Below are 21368 nucleotides of genomic sequence, written 5' to 3'. Positions count from 1 at the left end.
CTAAAGCGGCAAAGAAAGCATGTCCTTGTCCGGAAAAAAGGGATTCTGCCTTAAAGTGAGTAGCTTTCTGTATAACTTGTTCCCTGATATAGGTACCAGTTCATGCGAATATGTTGAACCGCTTGGGCTTCGATATCTATCCATAGGATAGTATCAAAAAATAATTTTGCAGCGGTAAGTCGAAGGCGTGGAATGTAAACGCTTCTCTAATGTTTTGATTTAAGCGCATTTACTTTTCCGCACTAGTCAGTCGCTGCTGTCTCGTAATGAAGGTACTTAGTCTTTTATTCATTCAGTGTTTGGCTTCACAACATGATAGGGGTGAGCAAGCCATAACTTTTGAACAATCTATCTGTTCGACTTGAAATTTTATAGATTGTGGAAGTTCCCGCTGAGCATTGTTAGAACCTCATGAAAATCTTGCGGAGAATGGCCCGGAACCAATGAAGCTCAGAACAGATTGATAAACAAGCAACTCGTAACGCCGGTTTCCAATAAGTAACAAGAAGCCATCCTCTTTCATTCTACCAAAATTCACGTAAGGAAACAGTATTCCTGAGCGTCAAAGAAAGGAGTGAGTCAAATGGCGGTTCGTAAACAACGCATCACTCCATTAGGGTGGAAAATCAAGCAGCGATTGGCAGAACTAGAAATGACCCATAAGGAGTTTTGCGCTCAGCATAAAATTCCGTTAAGCCGTCTTTCTGAAATTATTTCAGGAACACGCCAAAACCGAAAATATCGAGACCAAATTTTAAGAGTGCTGGAAATCGAAGAGGAAGGTCAATCGCATGCCGAACAAGTGCACCATGTCGGTTGAAATTGAATACAAGTGTTGACAAAACAAAAATATAACAAATTAGATGGAGAATCATGGATTAGATAAAAAAGCTTTAGAACATTCAAGGCGAATCAGGGAAACCGCTTTTTCCGCTCTTGTCGATCCTTTTCGTATCATGGCTATCCATGTTGATGGCGAAGAGAGGGTGCGGTCGAGCTAAGTGATTTTGCATACAAGCTTGCTGTTATCGGGCTGGTTGGATGATAGGTTTCAACTGGCATTATGTGTATACGAATTTCAATCAGATATTAAATCATCCTTATATTTTTAAGTTGAATAGTAGCAAATTTTGTAATAAAATGTTAAATCGTTGTAATTTATAGGTATTTATTCCTGTTAAATGCTTACATAATGTAACGAGGTGAAACATAGGTGATATTCAAAAGAACACAACAAGAAAACTCTCATTTTCATTTTGAAAATGGGAAAGGGGATATAAGTATCGCAAAAGGCAGTGAAATTGAAAAGCAATTAATCATGATCGACCTGACAGAAAAAGATTTATATATTATTCATGCAATACAGCCATTCGTAATCGAAAAAATAGACTTTATTGTTGACAGATTTTACAAAAACTTGGAAAATGAACCTTCGCTATTGAAAATTATTAATGATTACAGTTCAATAGAGAGATTAAAAAAGACACTAAGACAACATATTATTGAAATGTTTAATGGAAGAATAGATGAGTCTTTTATCGACAAAAGGATTAAAATTGCGCATATGCATGTAAAAATAGGTCTTCAAACGAAATGGTATATGTGTGCATTTCAGGATCTATTGTTAGCCCTAATGGATATTATCCAACAAAACATTATGGATAAGGAAGAGTGTTTTCTAGCTATAAGAGCCGTCTCAAAAATTTTAAATCTAGAACAACAGTTAGTATTAGAGGCATACGATGCTGAATCTGAAAGATTAAAGGAAGAGGCTGAGGAACAAAAAAGGTCAGCGCGTCATAACGTTGCAAGTGCTTCGCAAAATCTGGCCGCCATCTCAGAGCAAACAAATGCTTCTTTCCAACAATTAATCTCGCAATCAAATGAAATCGTTTCACTTGCAAAAAACGGAACTCAGCTGTCTTTGATCGCAAAAGAACGCGCCGAAAAAGGAAAAGAACATATGCAAAAACAGGCATTCATCATGTCTAACATTTATAGTGAGGTTGATGATATATCCAATGATGTCCAAGTATTATTAGAAATATCGAAACAAATGCAAGAAATAGTTGGTATTGTGACTGGCATTGCTGACCAAACCAACTTATTATCGCTAAATGCGACGATAGAGGCCGCAAGAGCAGGAGAATCGGGTCGCGGTTTTGCTGTTGTGGCTGGCGAAGTTCGAAAATTGTCCGAGCAAACAAAGAACTCTGTTTCAAAAGTATCGTCTCTAATTCAAAATACTCAAAAACAAGTGGAGGAACTTAACAATTCGCTTGAAAAAATAAAAACAGAAGTGAATAATGGCAATCAAAACATGAATGAAACAGAGGAACGCTTTGAGCAAATTTTAGATACGATGGTTGAAACAATGCGACAAAACAATAATATAGAGACGGAATTGGTTTCCTTTGTAAACGTGATAGATGAATTAGGGAAAGCGTTTGAAGAAGTGTCTCTCTCCGCAGATAGATTAAATATGATTACACAAGAAATGAGTTAATATTTGAAAGAAAGAGATCAAAATTTTACGAAATAGTCTATGAAGATTTTTGAATTTAGGAGAAATTGTAATTATAACTGTATTTCTTTATAATCAAGTTTTTTCCTTTACAAAGAGATTGTACTTGTTGTAAATCGACATGGAATAGGGAGCGAAAAGCTGCCTATATGCAAGAATCGAGCGATGTGCCGTTGGTACGTTGTCTCGGTTCTTATTTGTTTGAAGGTAAGGCAGATGCACATCGTATAGTAAAAAAACTGTCAAAAAGGCTGATTATACAGTTAGTGAAGCGATTCAGAAGGTAGGAATCATTCACCTGTGTCTGTTCTGATGGATACTCAGTGATTTAAAAATCTCGAATCAACAATAGATGGTTGAATTCATTGAATAGCAACATATATTTTGTCGTCGACCCCTAATAGCGCACAAAACCCAGAGGATCGACGACAGTTTCTTTTACTCTTTCCTTCTTACAACCATCAGCTATTCTCTCTATTGACGGAATTTTCAAAATGGAGTATCCTGAACTTGCCCTGCTTTGAAAATTGTTAATGTATCAATGCATTTTGGGGTTTTTATCTTAACTATGAGGAATTGAAACCGTCCACGACTTCAATAGAACCGTCCAAGTGATGAACCGTTTTTATCTTAACTATGAGGAATTGAAACCACGATCAAAACCTTGAGGACGTGGAAAATTGGGTGGTTTTTATCTTAACTATGAGGAATTGAAACGGAGTAACGTGGGAAAGCATAGCAAATGCTCTTTCCGTTTTTATCTTAACTATGAGGAATTGAAACAATTGCACTTTCGATTGTCCAAAGTATTTCCGTTGAGTTTTTATCTTAACTATGAGGAATTGAAACAGGTTCGTTAGAACCTTCTACCTAGGAATCCACTACGTTTTTATCTTAACTATGAGGAATTGAAACAGTTCATGTCCTTCTTTTTCGTTGACGTAGTCTAAAGTTTTTATCTTAACTATGAGGAATTGAAACAAGCTCATAAAATCAATATTTTCCGAACGGATTTGCAGTTTTTATCTTAACTATGAGGAATTGAAACTAGCGTGCGAAGTGGTAGGCGTTGACGATCAGACCGGGTTTTTATCTTAACTATGAGGAATTGAAACCCTATCGTTTTTATCTTAAATTTATTTTTATATTCGTTTTTATCTTAACTACGAGGAATTGAAACGAAAGTAGGGAAATACAATGCGACTTACGATCATAATGAGGGGACGAGATAACTCGGTGACCCTCCCGCTTCATTATCAACAACAATTGCAAGGTCTGCTATATCATTCTTTGAAAAATCCGAGGTTTTCTCAGTTTTTGCATGAGAAAGGATTTCGCAAAGAAAAGCGATCGTTTAAGTTATTTACGTTTAGCCGTCTTTTCGGTCCTCATCAAGTAAACTTGGAACGAAAGACGATTACATTTTATGATGAATTTCATTGGCATGTCGGCACGCTATTGCCCGAGCTAACACAAGATCTCGGGCAATATTTGTTATTGTCTCCAGATGTGCAAATAGGTGGACAGCCTGTGGAAGTAAAGAAAATTGATGTAGAAAAGCGAGATATTAAAAGTGAAGAAATTGAAATAGAAATGCTTTCGCCCCTAACGGTTTACAGCACATACGAAATTGTCGACGGAAGCAAAAAAACGCAATTTTTTAGTCCATATGATGAAGTATTTTCCCATTTAATCGAATTAAATTTCCGCAATAAATATGAAGCGTATTACGGCATTCCACCGAAAGAACGGCTGTTTATCGAACCTATTCGTGTGACAGAAAAGCATAAAGTTGTGACGATCTTTAAGGGATTTTATATTACTGCTTGGCTCGGACATTATCGTCTTCGTTCGTCTCAAAACAACTTAACCTTTTTGTATCGTGTCGGTATTGGCGGAAGAAATTCCCAAGGTTTCGGCATGTATCGCCTTCTTTACGAACGCTGACTACTCCCTTGTTTGCCCTTGACTTTAATTGTGCAAAAAAGTGAGGGGGATCGACGACACTTCTTTTTTCTCTTTTGTTCCTACAGCCGTCTGCATCCCTTTTTACTGACGGAATTATATATGAGGTATTGGAAACGTATATAAGTTAATGTCCAGAATGTTTTGGACATTATTTTTTTATTTTATAAGAAATTGAAACTATCCTTAATTCCTAGTCAGTCCTTTTTGTTGCAGTGCAACTATATGGATTCATCCGTTACAAAATGTGGATTTATTAGGCATTACTGTTTTAATGGGAATTGAACAGATTGTGTCAAAACTATCTGATTATAGGATTTTTTTAGTTTTATTGTAAATTTTTGTTGATATATGCAGAGAAAATTAGTTAAAATTTGGGTAGTTAATTGGAATTAGTATAAAAGTAGTGCTATACAGAAAATCGTGTTTCCGCTGTTGATAGTTTTCTAAAGTTTCTTAATCAAAAGCGGTGATGATGTAATTGCTGAACGAAAATGTATCAATATATCGTCATTACATGCGGAATTTCCTTATTGACTGTAGCAAACATTTTCAATAAATCGTGATGAAACGATGGCGGAAATATCACCGTTTTTAAATGTATGGTGCTAAGCTTCGCAAAAAAGAAAAACTGAAAACTGGTCGAGCGGACGGCGATCGTTTTTCGTGACGCAAATAGTAGAAGGTCGGACCGTTCAGACCTTTAACAAGTCTATTGGAAAAGTATTTTCAAGCTAATATACAAGGAATATGAAGCTTCACAAGGACGCGGACTTTATGAATACTGGTCGGAATTTTTGGATATTACAAATAATTTAATGACGGTGGTGAAGTAAAACGAAATGGCTCGAAATGTTCTATTGTCTTTTCTAGGTCGAAATGATTACGAATATTGTTTTTATACTTATCGCGGTCAGCGCTCCAGTTATACGCGTTTTGTTCAAACTGCCATTTACGAATTGTTTCGAAGTGAAGAACCAATGGATGTGATCATCTTTGCAACGAAGGAGGCAAAAGAAAGCAACTGGAATGATAAAATTCGTGACGGGCAACAAGTGGAAGGGATCAAAACTGCTTTCCAAAGAATCGCCCCAGAAGCGACCGTCAAGCTTGTTGAAATAGAAAGCGGTCAAGACGAATCCGCCAACTGGAAGCTATTTGATTCCATTATCGCGGAAATTGGTGAAGGGGATACGATTTACTTCGATATCACCCACAGTTTCCGATCGATTCCATTTGTTGCGCTAATTGTGTTAAATTACGCACGTTTAGTAAAAAAAGCGACGATTGGAGCATTGGCATACGGATGGTTTGAAAAATTAGGGAGACCAAACGAAGTGAAACAGCTTTCTCCTGAACAGCGGCTTGTGCCGATTGTGGATTTGACGAATATGGCGGAATTGCTTGACTGGACAAACGGGGTCGACCAGTTTTTACGAACGGGAGATGCGTCTCTCATTAAAGAATTGACGGCGCGCGAAAATAGAAAAGTGTTTTGCGATGCCAATGCAAGCCCGCTATTGAAAAAGGAAGTGGCGGAGCTAAATAAATTAGCAAAACAGTTAGATCAAACTGGAAAATCTATTCGTACATGCCGAAGCTTGCAAGTGGAAGAAGAAGTGGAAAAATTCCGCTATCAGCTTGAACAAGTCCGTCACTCGCAAGCGGAGGCGATTAAACCGCTTGTTCCGATATTGGATGAAATGGAGAAGAAATATTCGAATTTTGGCGGCAATACGATTATCAATGGATGGGAAGTAGCGCGCTGGTGCGTAGATAACGGGCTAATTCAATCAGCGTTAACGATGTTATCGGAAAATGTTGTTACGGCAATCTGCCGTGCGTTTCAGCTGAAAGTCACTAATGTGGAGATCCGAAACGACCTTCATTCCACCATACGGATTATCATACGGAGAACGAAAAAAGAAGAATGGGAAGTACATAGCGATCCATTTGTCGAGGAAATGGTAGAAAAGCTGCTTCCGTATCGGGAATTGCTGAAACCGTTTGGAGAAGTAGCGGAACTTCGCAATGATATGAATCATGCGGGAGTAAGAGAACGTCCGTTAACAGCCGATCGATTTGCCCAGCGTGTGAAAACGTTATTAGATGCGATAAAGCCATTTTTTGAGGAAATGGCGGTACTTTCACAATGAAAATGAAATAAAGGGGAAAGAGTGAATGGTTGATAACGAACGGTTGAAAGCGTCAGCAATCGTAGAATCAATGTACAAGTTGAAATTGATAACACCAATGGCGATGCATGGCGCCAACGCAAAGGAAAAGGCGGAATTCCGTATTTTCTCATTGCGCGGAGTGTGGCGTTATTGGTGGCGAACGCTTCAGGAGGAAAAAAATCATGCATCGTTGCTAGAGCAGGAAGAAGAATGGTTTGGCGGAACACAGGTGAAAAAGCAAAAGTCTCCAGTTAGTTTGCTTTTACCTCGGCCATTAAGCGGTTCAAAAGGAGAAAGCGTCCTTCCGCATCGAACAAAGTCGTCGTTTGCGATTAAGACGATTTCAGCAGGACAAGAAACAGCCGTCATCATGCGGGCATTGCGAAGACATGAGCAGCTGTTGGAAACGTATGAATTATATTTTCAGTACATGCTTCATCTTGCTGGAATGGGGCAGCGAGCGCGGCGCGGATTTGGCGCGGTACAATGGGAAGAACATCGTTGGAAGACGGTCGCGGATTTCGCGGCTAGCTTACAAGATGTGCTTATTCGATTGGGGCAGAGTGAGAGGTTTCAGTTTGCCGACAGTGGATGCATCGTAAAGCTCAAAGGAGAAGTTCACACTTGCCATCCAGTGTTGTCAGCGGTTTGGGTCGGTGAAGGACAAAAAACGCCGCAAGAAGTGTTAAAGCGCTTTGGCGAAGCGTCGCACAGGGCGAACCGCTATGGACGGTTAGGCGCCGTTCGTCCGAAACGATTCGCTTCGCCGCTGTGGTGTACCGTGCGGAAAATCGGGGATTTGTATTACCCAATCATCACCGAAGTAGAGGCAGATAGCTCTGTATATAAACAACCACAGTATCAACGAGATCGAGATTTGTTTTTGGAAATAGCTGGGGTGAGGGTATGAGCAAACGGCAATTGGTGATTTTTACGGTCGGACCAGTGCAGTCATTTATTGCATCGGCGCGGAAAACGGAAGATTTTTGGAGTGGAAGTTACATCTTATCTTACCTTGTGCGCGAAGCGATGAAAACGCTGTATCAAGCCGACCCGCATTGCGAAATTGTATATCCTCTCGTTTCCAAAGAAGAATTGGAAAATCCATCATCGCGCCGTCTCCATATCGCTTCCATTCCGAACCGATTTACGTCAGTTGTCGAAGGGGAAACGGAAAAAGCAAAAGCGATATTGCAAGAAACGGAACAAAGCGTGCGAAATGTATTTTGCGATTTTTGTTTTCAAGCGATTGATAACGTGTTTCCGTTTCTTTTAGATCATGAAAAAGAAAAGCTGAAGACAACGACAGAAGCGCAAATCCGCTCGTTTTTGGAAATTTATTGGGTTGCCGAACCTTATGATGAAACGGCATCGTTTAAACAAATTCGTGAGCGCGCCGAGCGGCGGCTAGGGGCGTTGAAAAACGAAAAGCGTTATGAATCCGTTCCTCAACACGGTTTAGTTTGTACCGTTTGTAAAGAGCGGGAAGCGTTATGTTTGGAGGATATAGACGAGTTCAACCGATACGGTACGATGAAACAAAAATTGGAAAGAACATGGGAACGATGCGCGGGAATATACAAAGAACTGGAAGAAAATTCAGAACAAGAGCAATATGTTGGAAGAATAAAAAATAATGAGTTTTTGTGCGGTATTTGTCTTGGCAAACGCGTTGCGCGCGATTACTTCACCCCGATCTTCAAAGCAGCAGGAACAAAGTTCCGGACTTTTCCATCCGTAATGGAAATCGGTTCAGGGAAATATTATGCGATCGTGATGATGGACGGCGACAATATGGGAAAATGGTTTTCAGGAGAGAACAAGGAAGACTATAGCCGCATCAGCCAAAAGCTTGCGCATTTTTCCCAGGAAGTTGTACCGAACATCGTTGAGACGGACTATCATGGCCGGCTTGTATATGCGGGTGGGGACGATGTTCTCGCTTTCGTTCCGGTAGATGAAGCGTTAAAAATAGCTGAGGAATTACGTTTTGCCTTTAGCGATGAAAAAAAAGGATTAGGAAAAGGCGCTACTGCTTCGGTCGGGCTGATCGTTGCCCATAAAAAGGCTCCGCTGCAATTAGTGTTAAATGAGGTGCGAAGACTAGAACAAAAAGCAAAAAACTATTACTCGGAAACTACGAAACAACAAAAAGATGCGTTGGCGATCGCCGTTCACACTCATTCGGGAGAGATTTCGGAGGCGGTATTGCCATGGACCGTGGAACAGGAAAAAATCACCGATGAGTTACATCAATTTCTCTCACTGTTAAAGGAATCGCTATCACCAACGTTCATTCATCATTTTACACAAGCTTTTTATCCTCTTTTACACGAAAAATATCATCTGAAGTGGGAAAACAAGGAAATGGTTCGGACAGAATTGCGCCGATTGTTGAAACGATCGGTGAAAGAAGGCGCAAAAATAGATAATCTTGATTCGCATGTGGAAACACTTATGAAACTGCATGATATAGTACCAAGCGGATATGACTTTTTGTATCTGTTGAAAATCTTAACCTTTTTCAAGCGGAAGGAGGGAACGGAAGAATGACAAAATTAACGTTGACGCCGGTAGATACGTTTTTTTTCAAAAACCATCGTGTTACGGAAGCAGGAGAAGATACAGTGATGGAGTCGATGTTCCCTCCGCGACCAAACACGATTTACGGAGCTTTACGTGCCGCGTACATTCACACGCATACTACGTTTGATGAATTTGTTCGTGAAACTGATGAACATGTGAAAAGATGGATGGGAACACCAAATCAACGCGGGGAATTTCAATTACAATATTGCGCACTGACATATAAACAAGATATTCTTCTTCCGTTGCCATTAGATTATCAAGTAATTGAAGAAAAAAATTCTCTAAAAGCGTATCCGTTGCTGCTTTCAAAGGATGAAAAGCCGTCTTCGCTGCAAGGAAAGTGGCGGCTTGCTTCTACAAGACGAGAAAAAACGAAAAGCTCCCAACATCAGTATGTTTCTTTGCGTGAATGGAAGCATGCCATTTTACACGAAGCGCCAATATCATCTCTTATTTCATTGTCGAAGTTAGTCGTGCGAGAAGAGAAGGTAGGTATTCGATTGGATAGAGAGAGCCGAACTGCTCAGGAAGGACATTTATATCGAGTCACGCAGGGGCGTTTTCGTGATGACGGAGCTCTTGCGGTTTACATTGGAAACGGGCCAGATTTTTCGAAAGTGAAGTTTGCCCGCATTGGCGGCGAAAATCGCCCGTGGATTATTCAGCGGTCAGAAGAAACATTTACATTATGGGACGAAAAAGAGCAAAAACAACTAGCGGAAAAAATAGCACAAACGAAAGTAGCGAAAATTATTTTCTTATCACCAGCGATTTTTGAAAGAGGTTCGCGCCCGCACGATTTTGACGACGAAAAGATGACATTGCCGAATGGCGTGACAGTAAAGTGGCTCACCGCTGCCATTGGACGACCAGAGTTATATGGCGGCTGGGATATTGTCCGTCATCGTCCGAAACCGCGAAAATGGATGGTTCCTGCTGGTTCGGTCATTTACGTAAAAGTGGAAGAAGACGACATTTCAAAATTACTGTCGGTTGCCAACGGAATGCATTTTACCGATGAAGGGGCAGAGGAAGGGTTCGGATTTGCCGTCATTGCAAGTGCAAGTAAAAATGAGGAGGAGTTGTAATGTATTCAATCGTACGTCCATTTTTTCTGCATGCTGTGACATCCGTTCACGCTGGAAGCGGAAGTGAAATCGGATTAGTCGATTTGCCGATTCAGCGCGAAAAGCATACAGGGTTCCCAAAAATCGAAAGCTCATCGTTAAAAGGAGCGCTGCGTTACCATATCACGGAGTCGTTAAAAGAAAAGGGGAAAAGCAAAAAACTAGAATTGATATTTGGCTCAGAAAAAGGAGAAGAAAACGAAACACAGGCGAGTGCGATTGCGCTTAGCGACGCGCGTTTATTATTGTTTCCGGTTAAATCGCTCCGCGGCGTGTTTGCGTGGATTACATGCCCACAAGTGTTAGAGCGGTGGAATAATGAAATCGCACTTTATGAGTACAGTATCGATCCGCTGCCAGTGCCAAGCCCGAATACAGTGAGTTCTGATCGACTCTTTTCGGCGAATAAACATATTGTATTGGAAGAATATGCATTTGATGTAACCGTTTCTGATGAAGCCAAACAGTTGGCAGAACAGCTTGCGAAATTGCTTTCTGACCATGTGCAAATAAACATTCAAGATCGTCTTGTTGTATTATCTGATGATGATTTTACTGATTTTGTGAAATTGTCAACCGAAGTAAATGCTCGTATTAAAATAGACTATGAAAAGGGAACGGTAGATAGTGGCGCTCTTTGGTATGAAGAAAACGTTCCGCCGGAAACGATTTTTTATAGTTTACTTTACATCGGGAATGTACGTGGAAAAGGAATGGAAGGACTTCAAAAAGCGGAAGAAGTGGAAACCTTTTTAGTGAAAGAAAATACGTTCCCGAAAGTATTTCAGCTTGGCGGCAATAGTACGTTAGGTCGAGGAATTCTTCGGACGATTTGGGTATAAAAGGGGTGTGTGTCGTGGCAAAAAACGTTCAACGTGTCGGTATTGAAAATGGGCGCGCCGCTTTTGCGTTTGAAGCGGTGAAAAAAGTAAAGGAAGATAAACGTATCAGCAATTTTGAAAACTATCGGTCTTACGTCAAAAAAATGCCATCCCTTATTCAAGTAAACGGATTTGGGCAAGCAATGGCATTTTGTTATCAAAAAGGAAAAGAATATGGCGCGATTTATCAGGCTCTCCACGAATGGTTTCAAGAAAAATACCCTCATGCATTTCAAGATGACAAAAAGGAATTCGTCCAAGTGGTGATTAACCTTCTAAGCGAAGAATACCGTCTTTGGACGATGGAAGCGTTGGCACTGTTGAATTGGATGCGAAAGTTTGTCGATGGAATGGCAAAAGAGAACGGAACAGAGAAAGACGAATAAAGGAGGGAGGGGGGATGTTTCTCCATCCAAAAGATACGCAAGAGGTGATCCGCAGTGTTGACAAGCAGCAAATCGCCCATCTTGCTTATCATATGCACTACTGTTTGAAACATACATGGAATGAACAGAAAACAAGATACGAGATACTAAAAAAGATAGAAACAATTCCTGTGAATCGTGATTTGCAGGAAATCGCAAACGATGTCGCTCGACAGCGTGAGCATGCGTTTGTTCATTTGGCACAAACAGGGTATGTCAAAAAGCTAAAAGCACGCCCAATTGGGAAAATCGTTCATGGGCTAGGCGCAGGTCATGTGCGGGAAACATCATTGACAATTCATCCCGTATACGGTGTTCCGTACATTCCAGCTTCCAGCGTAAAAGGGGTTGTCCGTCACTGGTTTATCGAAGCGTATTGTGATGGAAAAGAAGAAAACTTGTCATCCCACGAAACAGGCGCGCTCGTGTTCGGAACGCAGGAGCGACGAGGAGTCATTCAATTTCACGACATCTTTTTGACAAACAGGCTGAAGCTCGTTCCCGATATGTTAACCGTACATATGAAAAAATATTATGAGAAAAAACAAGCGGCAACAGACGATCAATTCCCGACACCAGTTATGTTTTTTACTGTAGTGGTGTCGGATGTCGACATCTATATAACATGTGATCATGTTATTAGTCTAACGACAGAACAAGCAAAACAGCTGTTAGACAAAGCCGCTTCGTGGACGATCAGTGCATTGACCGAACTCGGGATCGGTTCCAAAACATCGTCAGGGTATGGGTATTTTACTAATATCCAAGATGTTACGGAATCCGATTTTCTTCCTCTTGTCGAAAAAGAAAAAGAGCGGGAAGCAAAAAGGCTTTTAGAAGAACGAGAAAAAGAAGAAGAACGCCAAAGACAAGAGGAAGAAGCTCGTTTAGCACAGCTTCCTCCAGAAGAACGACTAGTGCGGCAAATTGAAATGCTTACCAATAGCCAGCAAGATCAAGAAAAAAGTAAATCTGTGCTGTATCAAGAGGTTATCGTGCAACAAAACAAACTGGCCGCACAAGCACTTCAAGCCTATTGGCAACGCATCGGACAATGGAATGTAAAACCAAGCAAGCAAAAACAATATGAAAAAGTACAAGCGATTCGGTCGTTGTTAGAGAGCTAATTCGTGTCGTCGACCTCCAATCGTGCAAAAAGTGCGGGGGATCGACGACAGTTTCTTTTTCTCTTTCCTTCTCACAGCCATCAGCTATTCTCTCTATTGACGGAATTTTCAAAATGGAGTATCCTGAACTTGCCCTGCTTTGAAAATTGTTAATGTATCAATGCATTTTGGGGTTTTTATCTTAACTATGAGGAATTGAAACACCACAACACCAACCTCGGTACCATCAGGCGCAGTCGTTTTTATCTTAACTATGAGGAATTGAAACTTTGTTCCAAAATGCTTCCACTGTCGAAGCAAAAGGTTTTTATCTTAACTATGAGGAATTGAAACGAGCTTGTCTTTAACCAAGCCGATATTCCGTATTCGATGTTTTTATCTTAACTATGAGGAATTGAAACCTTTTAGTAACTAACCTACTCATCACAAAGAGTCCGTTTTTATCTTAACTATGAGGAATTGAAATCAAAGTATCATTAAGCCCCTAATGAACTCGGGCACTCTATAAAGTTGTTTTTTGTATTTTTATAATCGAAGTGACTAAACGAAGAATGGAACCTTTTAAGATAAAAATAGGCAGTGAATGTTATTAGAAGCTGTTGGTATAAGAGACCTGTAGGAGAGAAATGTACAAATAAAGGAGTAGAAGAAAGTAAGGTTGTTGAGAAGATACAAGAAATGGTTAGGGAGTACAGGGATGAGTTAGTTACAGCTATAAACAAAGGAGAGGGAGGAGATATTGCTAAGGAAAGAGGCAATATTAAAAGAGATTGCACCTACAGAAAGAGCTACAAAAGGAAAAAACAGATTATCGAGAGCTATGGATGCTTATGATAATGAAGATTATACAAGATGAATATTTGGAAAGGAAAGAGAAATATAAGAATCAGCAAAAAAATATTGAAAGTGAGATAGATCTTTTAAATAAGAACTGAAAAAGTTGGATGCTGTTAAGGATATGGATAAGCTTAGGTATCTTGACTATGTGTTGAATTACTTTGACAGGGTTACAAAAGAAGAGGATAGAAACAATATACTTAAAGGCAATAATAAGTCATGTAGACCTTACAAGAGAATCTGATAAAGATGAGGGAGAAATGACTGTAAATTTTCATTAAGCCTTGTTGGATTAGATTGAGACCTTAAAACACAGATATAGATATATAAAGGAGGTGATTGCCACCATGACTAAGGATAAAAAAGCCAATAGACTTATACAGGAAAAATCACCTTACCTATTGCAGCATGCCTACAATCCTGTAGATTGGTATCCATGGGGAAATGAAGCATTTGAAAAGGCTAAATCTGAAAATAAGCCAGTATTCGTTAGTATCGGCTATTCAACATGTCATTGGTGCCATGTAATGGAGAGGGAGTCGTTTGAGGATCCTGAAGTGGCGGAGTTGTTAAATCAATATTTTGTGGCAATTAAGGTGGATCGGGTGGAGCGGCCGGATATTGATTCGGTTTATATGACCGTGTGCCAGCTGATGACCGGTCAGGGCGGATGGCCGTTGACGGTGTTTTTGACTCCGGACAAAAAGCCGTTTTATGCCGGCACCTATTTTCCAAAAAACAGTCAGTATGGCCGGCCGGGACTGATGGACATTTTGCCGCAATTGCATCAAGCGTATCATCAAGATCCGGAGAGAATCGCTGATATAGGTAGCCGATTAGTGGAAGCATTGAAAGAAGAGGCGGGCCGAAAGAGCGAGGGAGAGGTCACGGAAGAAGCTGTTCATAAAGGGTTTCAGCAGCTTGCTGGAAAATTCGACAGCCTTTACGGTGGATTTGGAGAGGCACCGAAATTTCCAAGTCCCCATCAATTACTGTTTTTGTTCCGCTATTACCATATGACCGGCGAGGAATCCGCGCTCAAGATGGCGGAAAAAACGCTTGATTCGATGGCTGCGGGCGGTATTTACGACCATATCGGCGGTGGTTTTTCGCGTTATTCTACGGATGGAATGTGGCTGGTTCCCCACTTTGAAAAGATGCTGTATGACAACGCACTGTTGATGTACGCTTATACGGAAGCTTATCAAATCACGAAGAACGAACGGTATCGCCGGATCGTGTTAGAAATAGCCGATTTCGTCGCCAGAGAGATGACTCATCCGGAAGGCGGATTTTATTCAGCGATTGACGCTGATAGCGAAGGCGAAGAAGGAAAATTTTATGTGTGGAGCAAAGAAGAAATCATGGATGTGTTAGGCGAGGAAACGGGAACGATTTTTTCCGAGCTGTATCATGTCACCGATCAAGGCAACTTTGAAGGGAAAAATATTCTTCATTTACTTCAAACCGATCTTGAAACAATCGCGGCGAACCACGAGCTAAGTATAGAAGAATTAGAAAATCTTATGTCAAAGGCGAAACAGTTTCTTTTTCAGGCAAGGGAAAAGAGAGTGAAACCACATGTCGATGATAAGGTTTTAACCTCTTGGAACGGGCTGATGATCGCCGCCCTGGCAAAGGCAGGTTCTGTTTTCGATGATCCCGGCTTGTTATCTCAAGCCCGCAAAGCAATGGATTTTCTTGAAAAATATGTGTGGAAAGAAAAGAGATTAATGGCCCGTTTTAGAGAGGGTGAAGCGAAATACCGCGGTTATTTGGATGATTATGCTTTTTTGTTGTGGGGTACTTTGGAATTGTTTTTGGCAGAAGATGATCTTCATATGCTTTCATTTGCGATTGAGTTGAAAAATGCCCTGTTTGAACGGTTTTGGGATGAAAACGGCGGCTTTTTCTTTACAGACCGTGACGGTGAAGAACTGTTGGTACGAGAGAAGCCAGGTTATGATGGAGCTTATCCTTCCGGGAATAGCGTTGCTGCTTATCAGCTTTGGAGATTGGCGAAATTAACGGGGGATATAGAATTAATGAAGCGTGTAGAAATGTGTGTGCGCTCGTTTTCAAAAGAACTGAACGCTTTTCCTGTATCCATGCTGTATATGTTGGAGGCGGCGATGGCGTTGTTTGCCCAAGGCCGAGAAGTGATCGTAATCGGTTCTAACGGTTCAGAAAAGAGAGCTGTATTGTGGCGATGCCGGGAAGAATTTCTTCCGTTTGATGTATGGTCCGGGCATCGACCGGAATGGCTGGAAGGAGCTGCAAAGCAAAAAGAGACTGATTTACTTGTTTTTATTTGTGAAAACCAGGCTTGCAAAATGCCAATGGAAGACCTTTCTACCGCTTTAAAAGCAATATCAAGGTCTTAATGTTCTAGTAAACGGTTTTACAGGAAAAATCTAATGGAATCATCATGTACTTGGAAGAACAACGGCTTACGAACTGCGTTGTTCTTTTTTTGTACCCATCTCGGGTGCAGATTATCGTTTTGATCCTATTTCGGATTCTGCAGGCAATTTTTACAAGAGTACATTTCTCATATCTTTTTTTAAAAAATGAATTGGTTCTCGACATTTGTATATTTGAGGGCAAAGAATGGCGGGAAAAATCATGATTTCAAAGATAAAAGAAATGGAATAAATAGTGACAATGGAAATATGATTATAGTTAATAGGGCGTCTCCATCAATGGAAGACGAAGACCAATTTTAAAAAACGAAATTCGGAATAATCATAAAAAAGAATATAGCAGAAAAGAGGTTCAACAATTATGAAAATGCTTTCGTTTTAGGACGATGAGGTGGAGCTCATAATAGAGTCGATTCATACAATCGAACACGTTCATGTAATAAAATACCTAAAAGAATAATCGAAATGTCGAAAGAATTAGGGTTATTTGGATAGAGCATTCCGGAAGAATATGGAGGACTTGGTATAAACATGGTTGGCAAGCGTGTTCTTTATGAAAAAATAGGCGGCAACACATAACGGTTATACGACACTCATTGGAGCCCACACAGGAATTGGAACAGTCGGGATTGTAGAAATAGGAACGGAAGAACAAAAAAGAAAATATTTACCTGATATGGCTAGCGGTGAACGAATCGGAGCTTTTGCACTTACAGAGCCTGAAGCAGGGGTGAATGCAGCGAACTTAAAAACAACGGCGGTAAAAAAAGGCGATAAATATATTTTAAACGGGATAAAACATTATATTACGAATGCAACAGAGGCAGATATTTTTACAGTGATGGCCGTCACCGATCCATCAAAAGGAGCGAAAGGAATCACAAGTTTTATTGTCGAAAAAGACTTCCCAGGGTTTCACGTAGGGGCGGTTGAAAACAAAATGGGATTGCGCGGCTCTCATTCTGCGGAAATTATTTTAGAAGATTGTGAGGTACCTGTACAAAATGTTCTTGGAGAAGAAGGTCAAGGATATGTGAACGCCTTAAAGATTTTAGTGAATGGCGGGCAGGCTTAGCGGCCAGAAATTTTGGATCCTGTCAAAAACGGCTGGATATGTCTATATATCATGCGCCTGAACGAATTCAATTTGGCGTGCCGATTATAGAAAGCGATTGCTCATATGTTAGCAGAAATGGCGATGGAAATCGAAGTGTTAAGATCTTTTACGTATAGAGTCGCTTGGATGGTAGACAAAAAAATGAAAGTCATTAAAGAAGCGGCTATGTTGAAATTATATGGCTCTGAAGTTTATAACCGTGTTGCGGATAAAGCTGTACAGATTCACGGTGGACTAGGATATATGGCCGACTATCCGATCGAGCGATTTTATTAGTGAGCTGTTTTTTGAAGATATAGATAAGAAGCGAGGGAGGCAATTGTCTCCTTTTTTTATTTTAAGGCTATTGGCGATGCAGAAGCTTGTACAGAAAGAAAATCGGTTTTTGCCAAACTTACGTAAGAAGCCATTGGTATTCATTGGATTCTTTTTTGGTACGCGGTTCGCTGCGGCGATAATACAAAATTGAATGAAAATTATTTTTTTACAAAATTTTTATTGCAAAACGAAAATAAGGGACGTATAATGTCTATTATATAAAAACAAATGTACACCATAAAAATACACGGGGTGAAAAATAGATGAAAGAGAGTATCTCAATCGGTCTCCTAGGTCTGGGAACGGTTGGATCGGGCGTAGTGAAACTCGTTCAAAACCATCAAGAACAGCTCGTTCATCAACTTGGTTGTTCCTTGACCATCCATAAAGTGCTTGTGCGGGATATAGAAAAAGAAAGAGAAGTTGACATTCGTAGAGAAATTCTGACCACCGATTATAAAGAAGTCGTGCTCAATCCTGAGATTGACATCATTGTAGAAGTGATGGGCGGGATTGAAGACACGAAGAAATATATTATAGAAGCTTTTCAAGCGAAAAAACATGTAGTAACCGCCAATAAAGACTTAATCGCCCTTTATGGTTCCGAATTGCAAGATGCCGCGACGGCAAATGGTTGTGACTTATATTATGAGGCTAGTGTCGCCGGAGGGATTCCCATTATCCGCGGTTTGGCGGATGGTTTAGCTTCTGACAAAATCGAAAAATTGATGGGGATTGTGAATGGAACGACCAATTATATTTTGACCAAAATGGATAAAGAAGGTCTATCTTACGAAACGGCTTTGCAAAATGCACAGAAACTTGGATATGCCGAAGCAGATCCGACCGCTGACGTAGAAGGACTTGATGCGGCCAGAAAAATGGCCATTTTATCGAGATTGGCGTTTTCCATGAATATCGACCTTGAAGACGTAGAAGTGACCGGCATTTCGAAGGTGACAAAAGAAGACTTAAAATATGGCGATATGCTCGGCTATACGATGAAATTAATCGGATATGCCCATCAAGTAGACGGAAAAGCGGAAGTCAGTGTCCAGCCGACGTTCTTGTCCAAAAACCATCCGCTTTCCTCCGTGAACGATGAATACAATGCGGTTTATGTTTACGGGGAGGCGGTGGGAGAAACGATGTTTTACGGACCGGGTGCCGGAAGTTTGCCAACCGCAACATCGGTCGTCAGCGATATCGTGGCAGTTGTGAAAAATATGCGCCTTGGAGTAAACGGGAAAAACACGTTGTTGCCGCAGTATGAAAAAAACTTAAAGAAAGCGGATGAACGTCTTGCCAAGTATTTTATCCGCCTTCATGTCCGTGATGAAGTGGGGGCTTTTTCGGAACTGACAAAATTATTTTCTGCTTATTCGATCAGTTTTGAAAAAATTCTCCAACTCCCGCTGGAGGAAAAAGGGCTGGCGGAAATTGTGATCGTCACGCATAAAGCAACGATGGAAAATTACCAAAGTGTATTGCAGCATATTCGAGATTTATCGGTCGTGAAAGGAATTCAAAGTTTTTATCGAGTGGAAGGAGACGGTTTAAAATGAAATGGGAAGGATTGTTAAAAAAGTATAAAGAATTTTTGCCGGTTACAGATCAAACCCCTGAATTAACCTTAATGGAAGGCAATACACCGCTTATTCCTTTAAAACGTTTGTCCCAACAATTAGATTGCCAGCTCTTTGTGAAAGTGGAAGGGGCGAATCCAACGGGATCTTTTAAAGATCGGGGAATGGTGGTGGCGGTAGCCAAAGCGAAAGAAGAGGGGAGCCAAACGATTATTTGCGCTTCGACCGGAAATACTTCCGCTTCGGCTGCGGCTTATGCGGCAAGGGCGGGATTAAAAGCGGTGATTGTGATCCCAAATGGAAAAATCGCTCTAGGAAAACTAGCTCAAGCGATGATGTACGGAGCCGAGATTGTGGCCATCGAAGGAAACTTTGATGAAGCGTTGAAAATGGTGCGTTCTATGAGTGAAAACTCTCCTATTACCTTAGTGAATTCGGTGAATCCATACCGGATTGAAGGACAAAAAACCGCAGCGTTTGAAATATGCGAACAATTAGGCAAGGCTCCGGATATATTGGCGATTCCGGTCGGTAATGCCGGAAACATTTCGGCCTATTGGAAAGGCTTTAAAGAATTTCATGAGAAACGGAAAACGGGATTGCCGAAAATGCATGGATTTGAAGCGGAAGGAGCAGCAGCGATTGTGCAAAATAGAGTGATTGAACATCCGGAGACAGTCGCGACCGCTATCCGAATCGGGAATCCTGCGAGCTGGGAAAAAGCAGTGAGGGCTCGCGATGAATCCAACGGGAAAATCGATTTTGTAACGGATCAAGAAATTTTAGAAGCATTTCAACTGTTGGCGAAAGAGGAAGGCCTTTTTGCCGAACCAGCTTCAGCAGCATCGATTGCCGGCATCATAAAACAGCGAAAAACGGGTGAAATTCCGGCCGGAAGCACTATCGTTGCCGTTTTGACGGGCAATGGACTGAAAGATCCTGAAACCGCTATTCAACGCATTCAAAAGAAACCGGTCGTCCTGCCGAATGAGGAAAAGGCCGTATTTGAATACATTGAAGGGGTTGTACATGCATGAGTTCTTCGCTGACGATCACTGTGCCTGCCAGCACGGCGAACTTGGGGCCGGGGTTCGATTCTATCGGCCTCGCTCTTTCTAAATATTTGAAAATTCAAGCGAGTAGAGGAGATCATTGGCATTTTGAGCATTTAAGCCCGGAGTTGAAAGAGCTGCCGAATGATGAATCTCATTTCGTTTGCCAAATGGCTCAAAAAACCGCAGCTATATTTAAAGCTCCTCTTCCCCCTTTAACGATCAAAATGCAAAGTGATATTCCGTTAGCAAGGGGATTAGGCAGCAGTGCGGCGGCGGTTGCAGCCGGCATTGAACTGGCCAATCAATTTTGCGGCTTATCTCTCTCAACCGAAGAAAAAATGCAAATCGGTACTCGAATAGAAGGGCATCCGGATAATATCGGCGCCTCGATTTACGGTGGCCTAGTCATCGGCGTCTATGATGGCGAGAAAACAAAATCGGTTCATATCTCCTCATTAGACGTGGATATTGTCGCTTTGATCCCTTCCTATGAATTGAAGACAGAAGAAGCTAGAAAGGTCTTGCCAAATGTATTGGAAAGAAAAAAAGCGGTTCAAGCGAGCGCGCTTTCCAATGTTTTTTTAGCGGCGTTGTTAACCGGGGATTACGAGTTGGCTGGAAATGTGATGGAAAAAGATCTCTTTCATGAACCATACCGAATCCATTTGATTGACTGCTTTGAAGAAATGAGGAAATGCGCCCGCAATAACGGGGCTTTTGGAACGGTCATAAGCGGGGCGGGGCCGGCGGTTCTTTCTTTTGCGGAAAAAGGAAAAGGCGAGAAATTGGCGCAGTCTCTTCAAGCCCGATTTTGGGACTGTGAAATCGAACTGTTATCCGTTGATCAAAACGGAATTCAAGTATCAGAATCAAGCTTTCATTCTGATCGTTTAAGTTCGTAAAAATGGGGCTCACTCGTTGCAAAAATGAGTGAGCCCCATTTTGGTGCGCATGATTATGGGTTATATTGCCACTGCGGAATCTAGGACAAAAGGAAAAAAGCGGCATAAAAACGGCCTTTGATTTTGTTCGTTGATTTGTCATCGGCTGGTTAAGCGATCCGAAGCTTCGTCCTTTTAGTAGGAAGTCCATCAATAGAATAAATAGGATCCGAAAGGAACGGGAATAAAAAGAAACCAGCCTTTTAAAGGGAAAACTTTCATCGAGGAGGCATTTGTTGTTTTAAATGAATAGCCTTTTGGACAGTCATGATGAAA

Annotated in this window: 15 protein-coding genes, 2 pseudogenes and 2 CRISPR repeat arrays; all 17 genes and pseudogenes read left to right on the top strand. The window is 41.1% G+C overall.

Annotation, left to right across the window (positions count from 1 at the left end):
* The first annotated feature begins 583 nt into the window (after positions 1 to 583).
* The gene (locus tag NST12_RS09085) at positions 584 to 820 is read left to right on the top strand and encodes a hypothetical protein (RefSeq protein WP_340397635.1); all 237 of its coding nucleotides are present in this window, start codon (positions 584 to 586) and stop codon (positions 818 to 820) included.
* Positions 821 to 1213: 393 nt separating this feature from the next.
* A pseudogene (locus NST12_RS17120) lies at positions 1214 to 1744 on the top strand (protoglobin domain-containing protein); the annotation flags it as partial.
* A gap of 219 nt (positions 1745 to 1963) precedes the next feature.
* On the top strand, positions 1964 to 2506 hold the full coding sequence (locus NST12_RS17115; RefSeq protein ID WP_412677269.1) for a methyl-accepting chemotaxis protein: 543 nt from the start codon (positions 1964 to 1966) through the stop codon (positions 2504 to 2506).
* Positions 2507 to 3077: 571 nt separating this feature from the next.
* Positions 3078 to 3704: direct repeats of the CRISPR family, unit length 30 nt; unit sequence GTTTTTATCTTAACTATGAGGAATTGAAAC.
* A gap of 17 nt (positions 3705 to 3721) precedes the next feature.
* The gene (gene cas6, locus NST12_RS09075; protein ID WP_327824166.1) at positions 3722 to 4471 is read left to right on the top strand and encodes a CRISPR-associated endoribonuclease Cas6; all 750 of its coding nucleotides are present in this window, start codon (positions 3722 to 3724) and stop codon (positions 4469 to 4471) included.
* A gap of 860 nt (positions 4472 to 5331) precedes the next feature.
* Positions 5332 to 6645: a TIGR02221 family CRISPR-associated protein gene (csx2, locus tag NST12_RS09070; RefSeq protein ID WP_327824165.1), complete on the top strand. Its 1314-nt coding sequence runs from the start codon at positions 5332 to 5334 to the stop codon at positions 6643 to 6645.
* A gap of 25 nt (positions 6646 to 6670) precedes the next feature.
* On the top strand, positions 6671 to 7576 hold the full coding sequence (cmr1, locus tag NST12_RS09065; protein ID WP_327824164.1) for a type III-B CRISPR module RAMP protein Cmr1: 906 nt from the start codon (positions 6671 to 6673) through the stop codon (positions 7574 to 7576).
* A complete protein-coding gene (gene cas10, locus NST12_RS09060; RefSeq protein ID WP_327824163.1) occupies positions 7573 to 9219 on the top strand; it encodes a type III-B CRISPR-associated protein Cas10/Cmr2 in 1647 nt (548 codons plus the stop codon). The genes cmr1 and cas10 overlap by 4 nt, the downstream gene beginning before the upstream one ends.
* On the top strand, positions 9216 to 10343 hold the full coding sequence (gene cmr3 / locus NST12_RS09055) for a type III-B CRISPR module-associated protein Cmr3 (RefSeq protein WP_341029708.1): 1128 nt from the start codon (positions 9216 to 9218) through the stop codon (positions 10341 to 10343). Before cas10 ends, cmr3 begins: the two co-directional genes overlap by 4 nt.
* Complete coding sequence (gene cmr4, locus NST12_RS09050; RefSeq protein ID WP_327824161.1) at positions 10343 to 11224, top strand: type III-B CRISPR module RAMP protein Cmr4; 882 nt, start codon at positions 10343 to 10345, stop codon at positions 11222 to 11224. The genes cmr3 and cmr4 overlap by 1 nt, the downstream gene beginning before the upstream one ends.
* 14 nt (positions 11225 to 11238) lie before the next feature.
* Positions 11239 to 11649 (top strand): type III-B CRISPR module-associated protein Cmr5, encoded by a 411-nt coding sequence (gene cmr5, locus NST12_RS09045; RefSeq protein ID WP_327824160.1) that lies wholly within the window; start codon positions 11239 to 11241, stop codon positions 11647 to 11649.
* Between the two features lie 14 nt (positions 11650 to 11663).
* Positions 11664 to 12815, top strand: coding sequence for a type III-B CRISPR module RAMP protein Cmr6 (gene cmr6 / locus NST12_RS09040; protein WP_327824159.1), 1152 nt, complete (start codon positions 11664 to 11666; stop codon positions 12813 to 12815).
* 172 nt (positions 12816 to 12987) lie between these two features.
* Positions 12988 to 13281: direct repeats of the CRISPR family, unit length 30 nt; unit sequence GTTTTTATCTTAACTATGAGGAATTGAAAC.
* A gap of 113 nt (positions 13282 to 13394) precedes the next feature.
* A complete protein-coding gene (locus NST12_RS09035) occupies positions 13395 to 13649 on the top strand; it encodes a hypothetical protein (protein WP_040342076.1) in 255 nt (84 codons plus the stop codon).
* Positions 13650 to 13999: 350 nt separating this feature from the next.
* Positions 14000 to 16036, top strand: a complete 2037-nt coding sequence (locus NST12_RS09030) for a thioredoxin domain-containing protein (protein ID WP_341100981.1) — start codon at positions 14000 to 14002, stop codon at positions 16034 to 16036.
* A 477-nt stretch (positions 16037 to 16513) separates the two neighbouring features.
* A pseudogene (locus tag NST12_RS09025) lies at positions 16514 to 17465 on the top strand (acyl-CoA dehydrogenase family protein); the annotation flags it as partial.
* Positions 17466 to 17773: 308 nt separating this feature from the next.
* A complete protein-coding gene (locus NST12_RS09020) occupies positions 17774 to 19075 on the top strand; it encodes a homoserine dehydrogenase (protein WP_327797260.1) in 1302 nt (433 codons plus the stop codon).
* Positions 19072 to 20133, top strand: a complete 1062-nt coding sequence (gene thrC, locus NST12_RS09015) for a threonine synthase (RefSeq protein WP_327797259.1) — start codon at positions 19072 to 19074, stop codon at positions 20131 to 20133. Before NST12_RS09020 ends, thrC begins: the two co-directional genes overlap by 4 nt.
* Positions 20130 to 21053: a homoserine kinase gene (thrB, locus tag NST12_RS09010; RefSeq protein ID WP_004439849.1), complete on the top strand. Its 924-nt coding sequence runs from the start codon at positions 20130 to 20132 to the stop codon at positions 21051 to 21053. Before thrC ends, thrB begins: the two co-directional genes overlap by 4 nt.
* Positions 21054 to 21368: the final 315 nt, after the last annotated feature.

The sequence above is a fragment of the Bacillus sp. FSL W8-1127 genome, assembly GCF_038006725.1.
Classification (GTDB): Bacteria; Bacillota; Bacilli; order Bacillales; family DSM-4216; genus Bacillus_O; species Bacillus_O smithii.
Note: the sequence above shows the minus strand (reverse complement) of the source record. Positions and strands in the feature narration are given on the sequence as shown.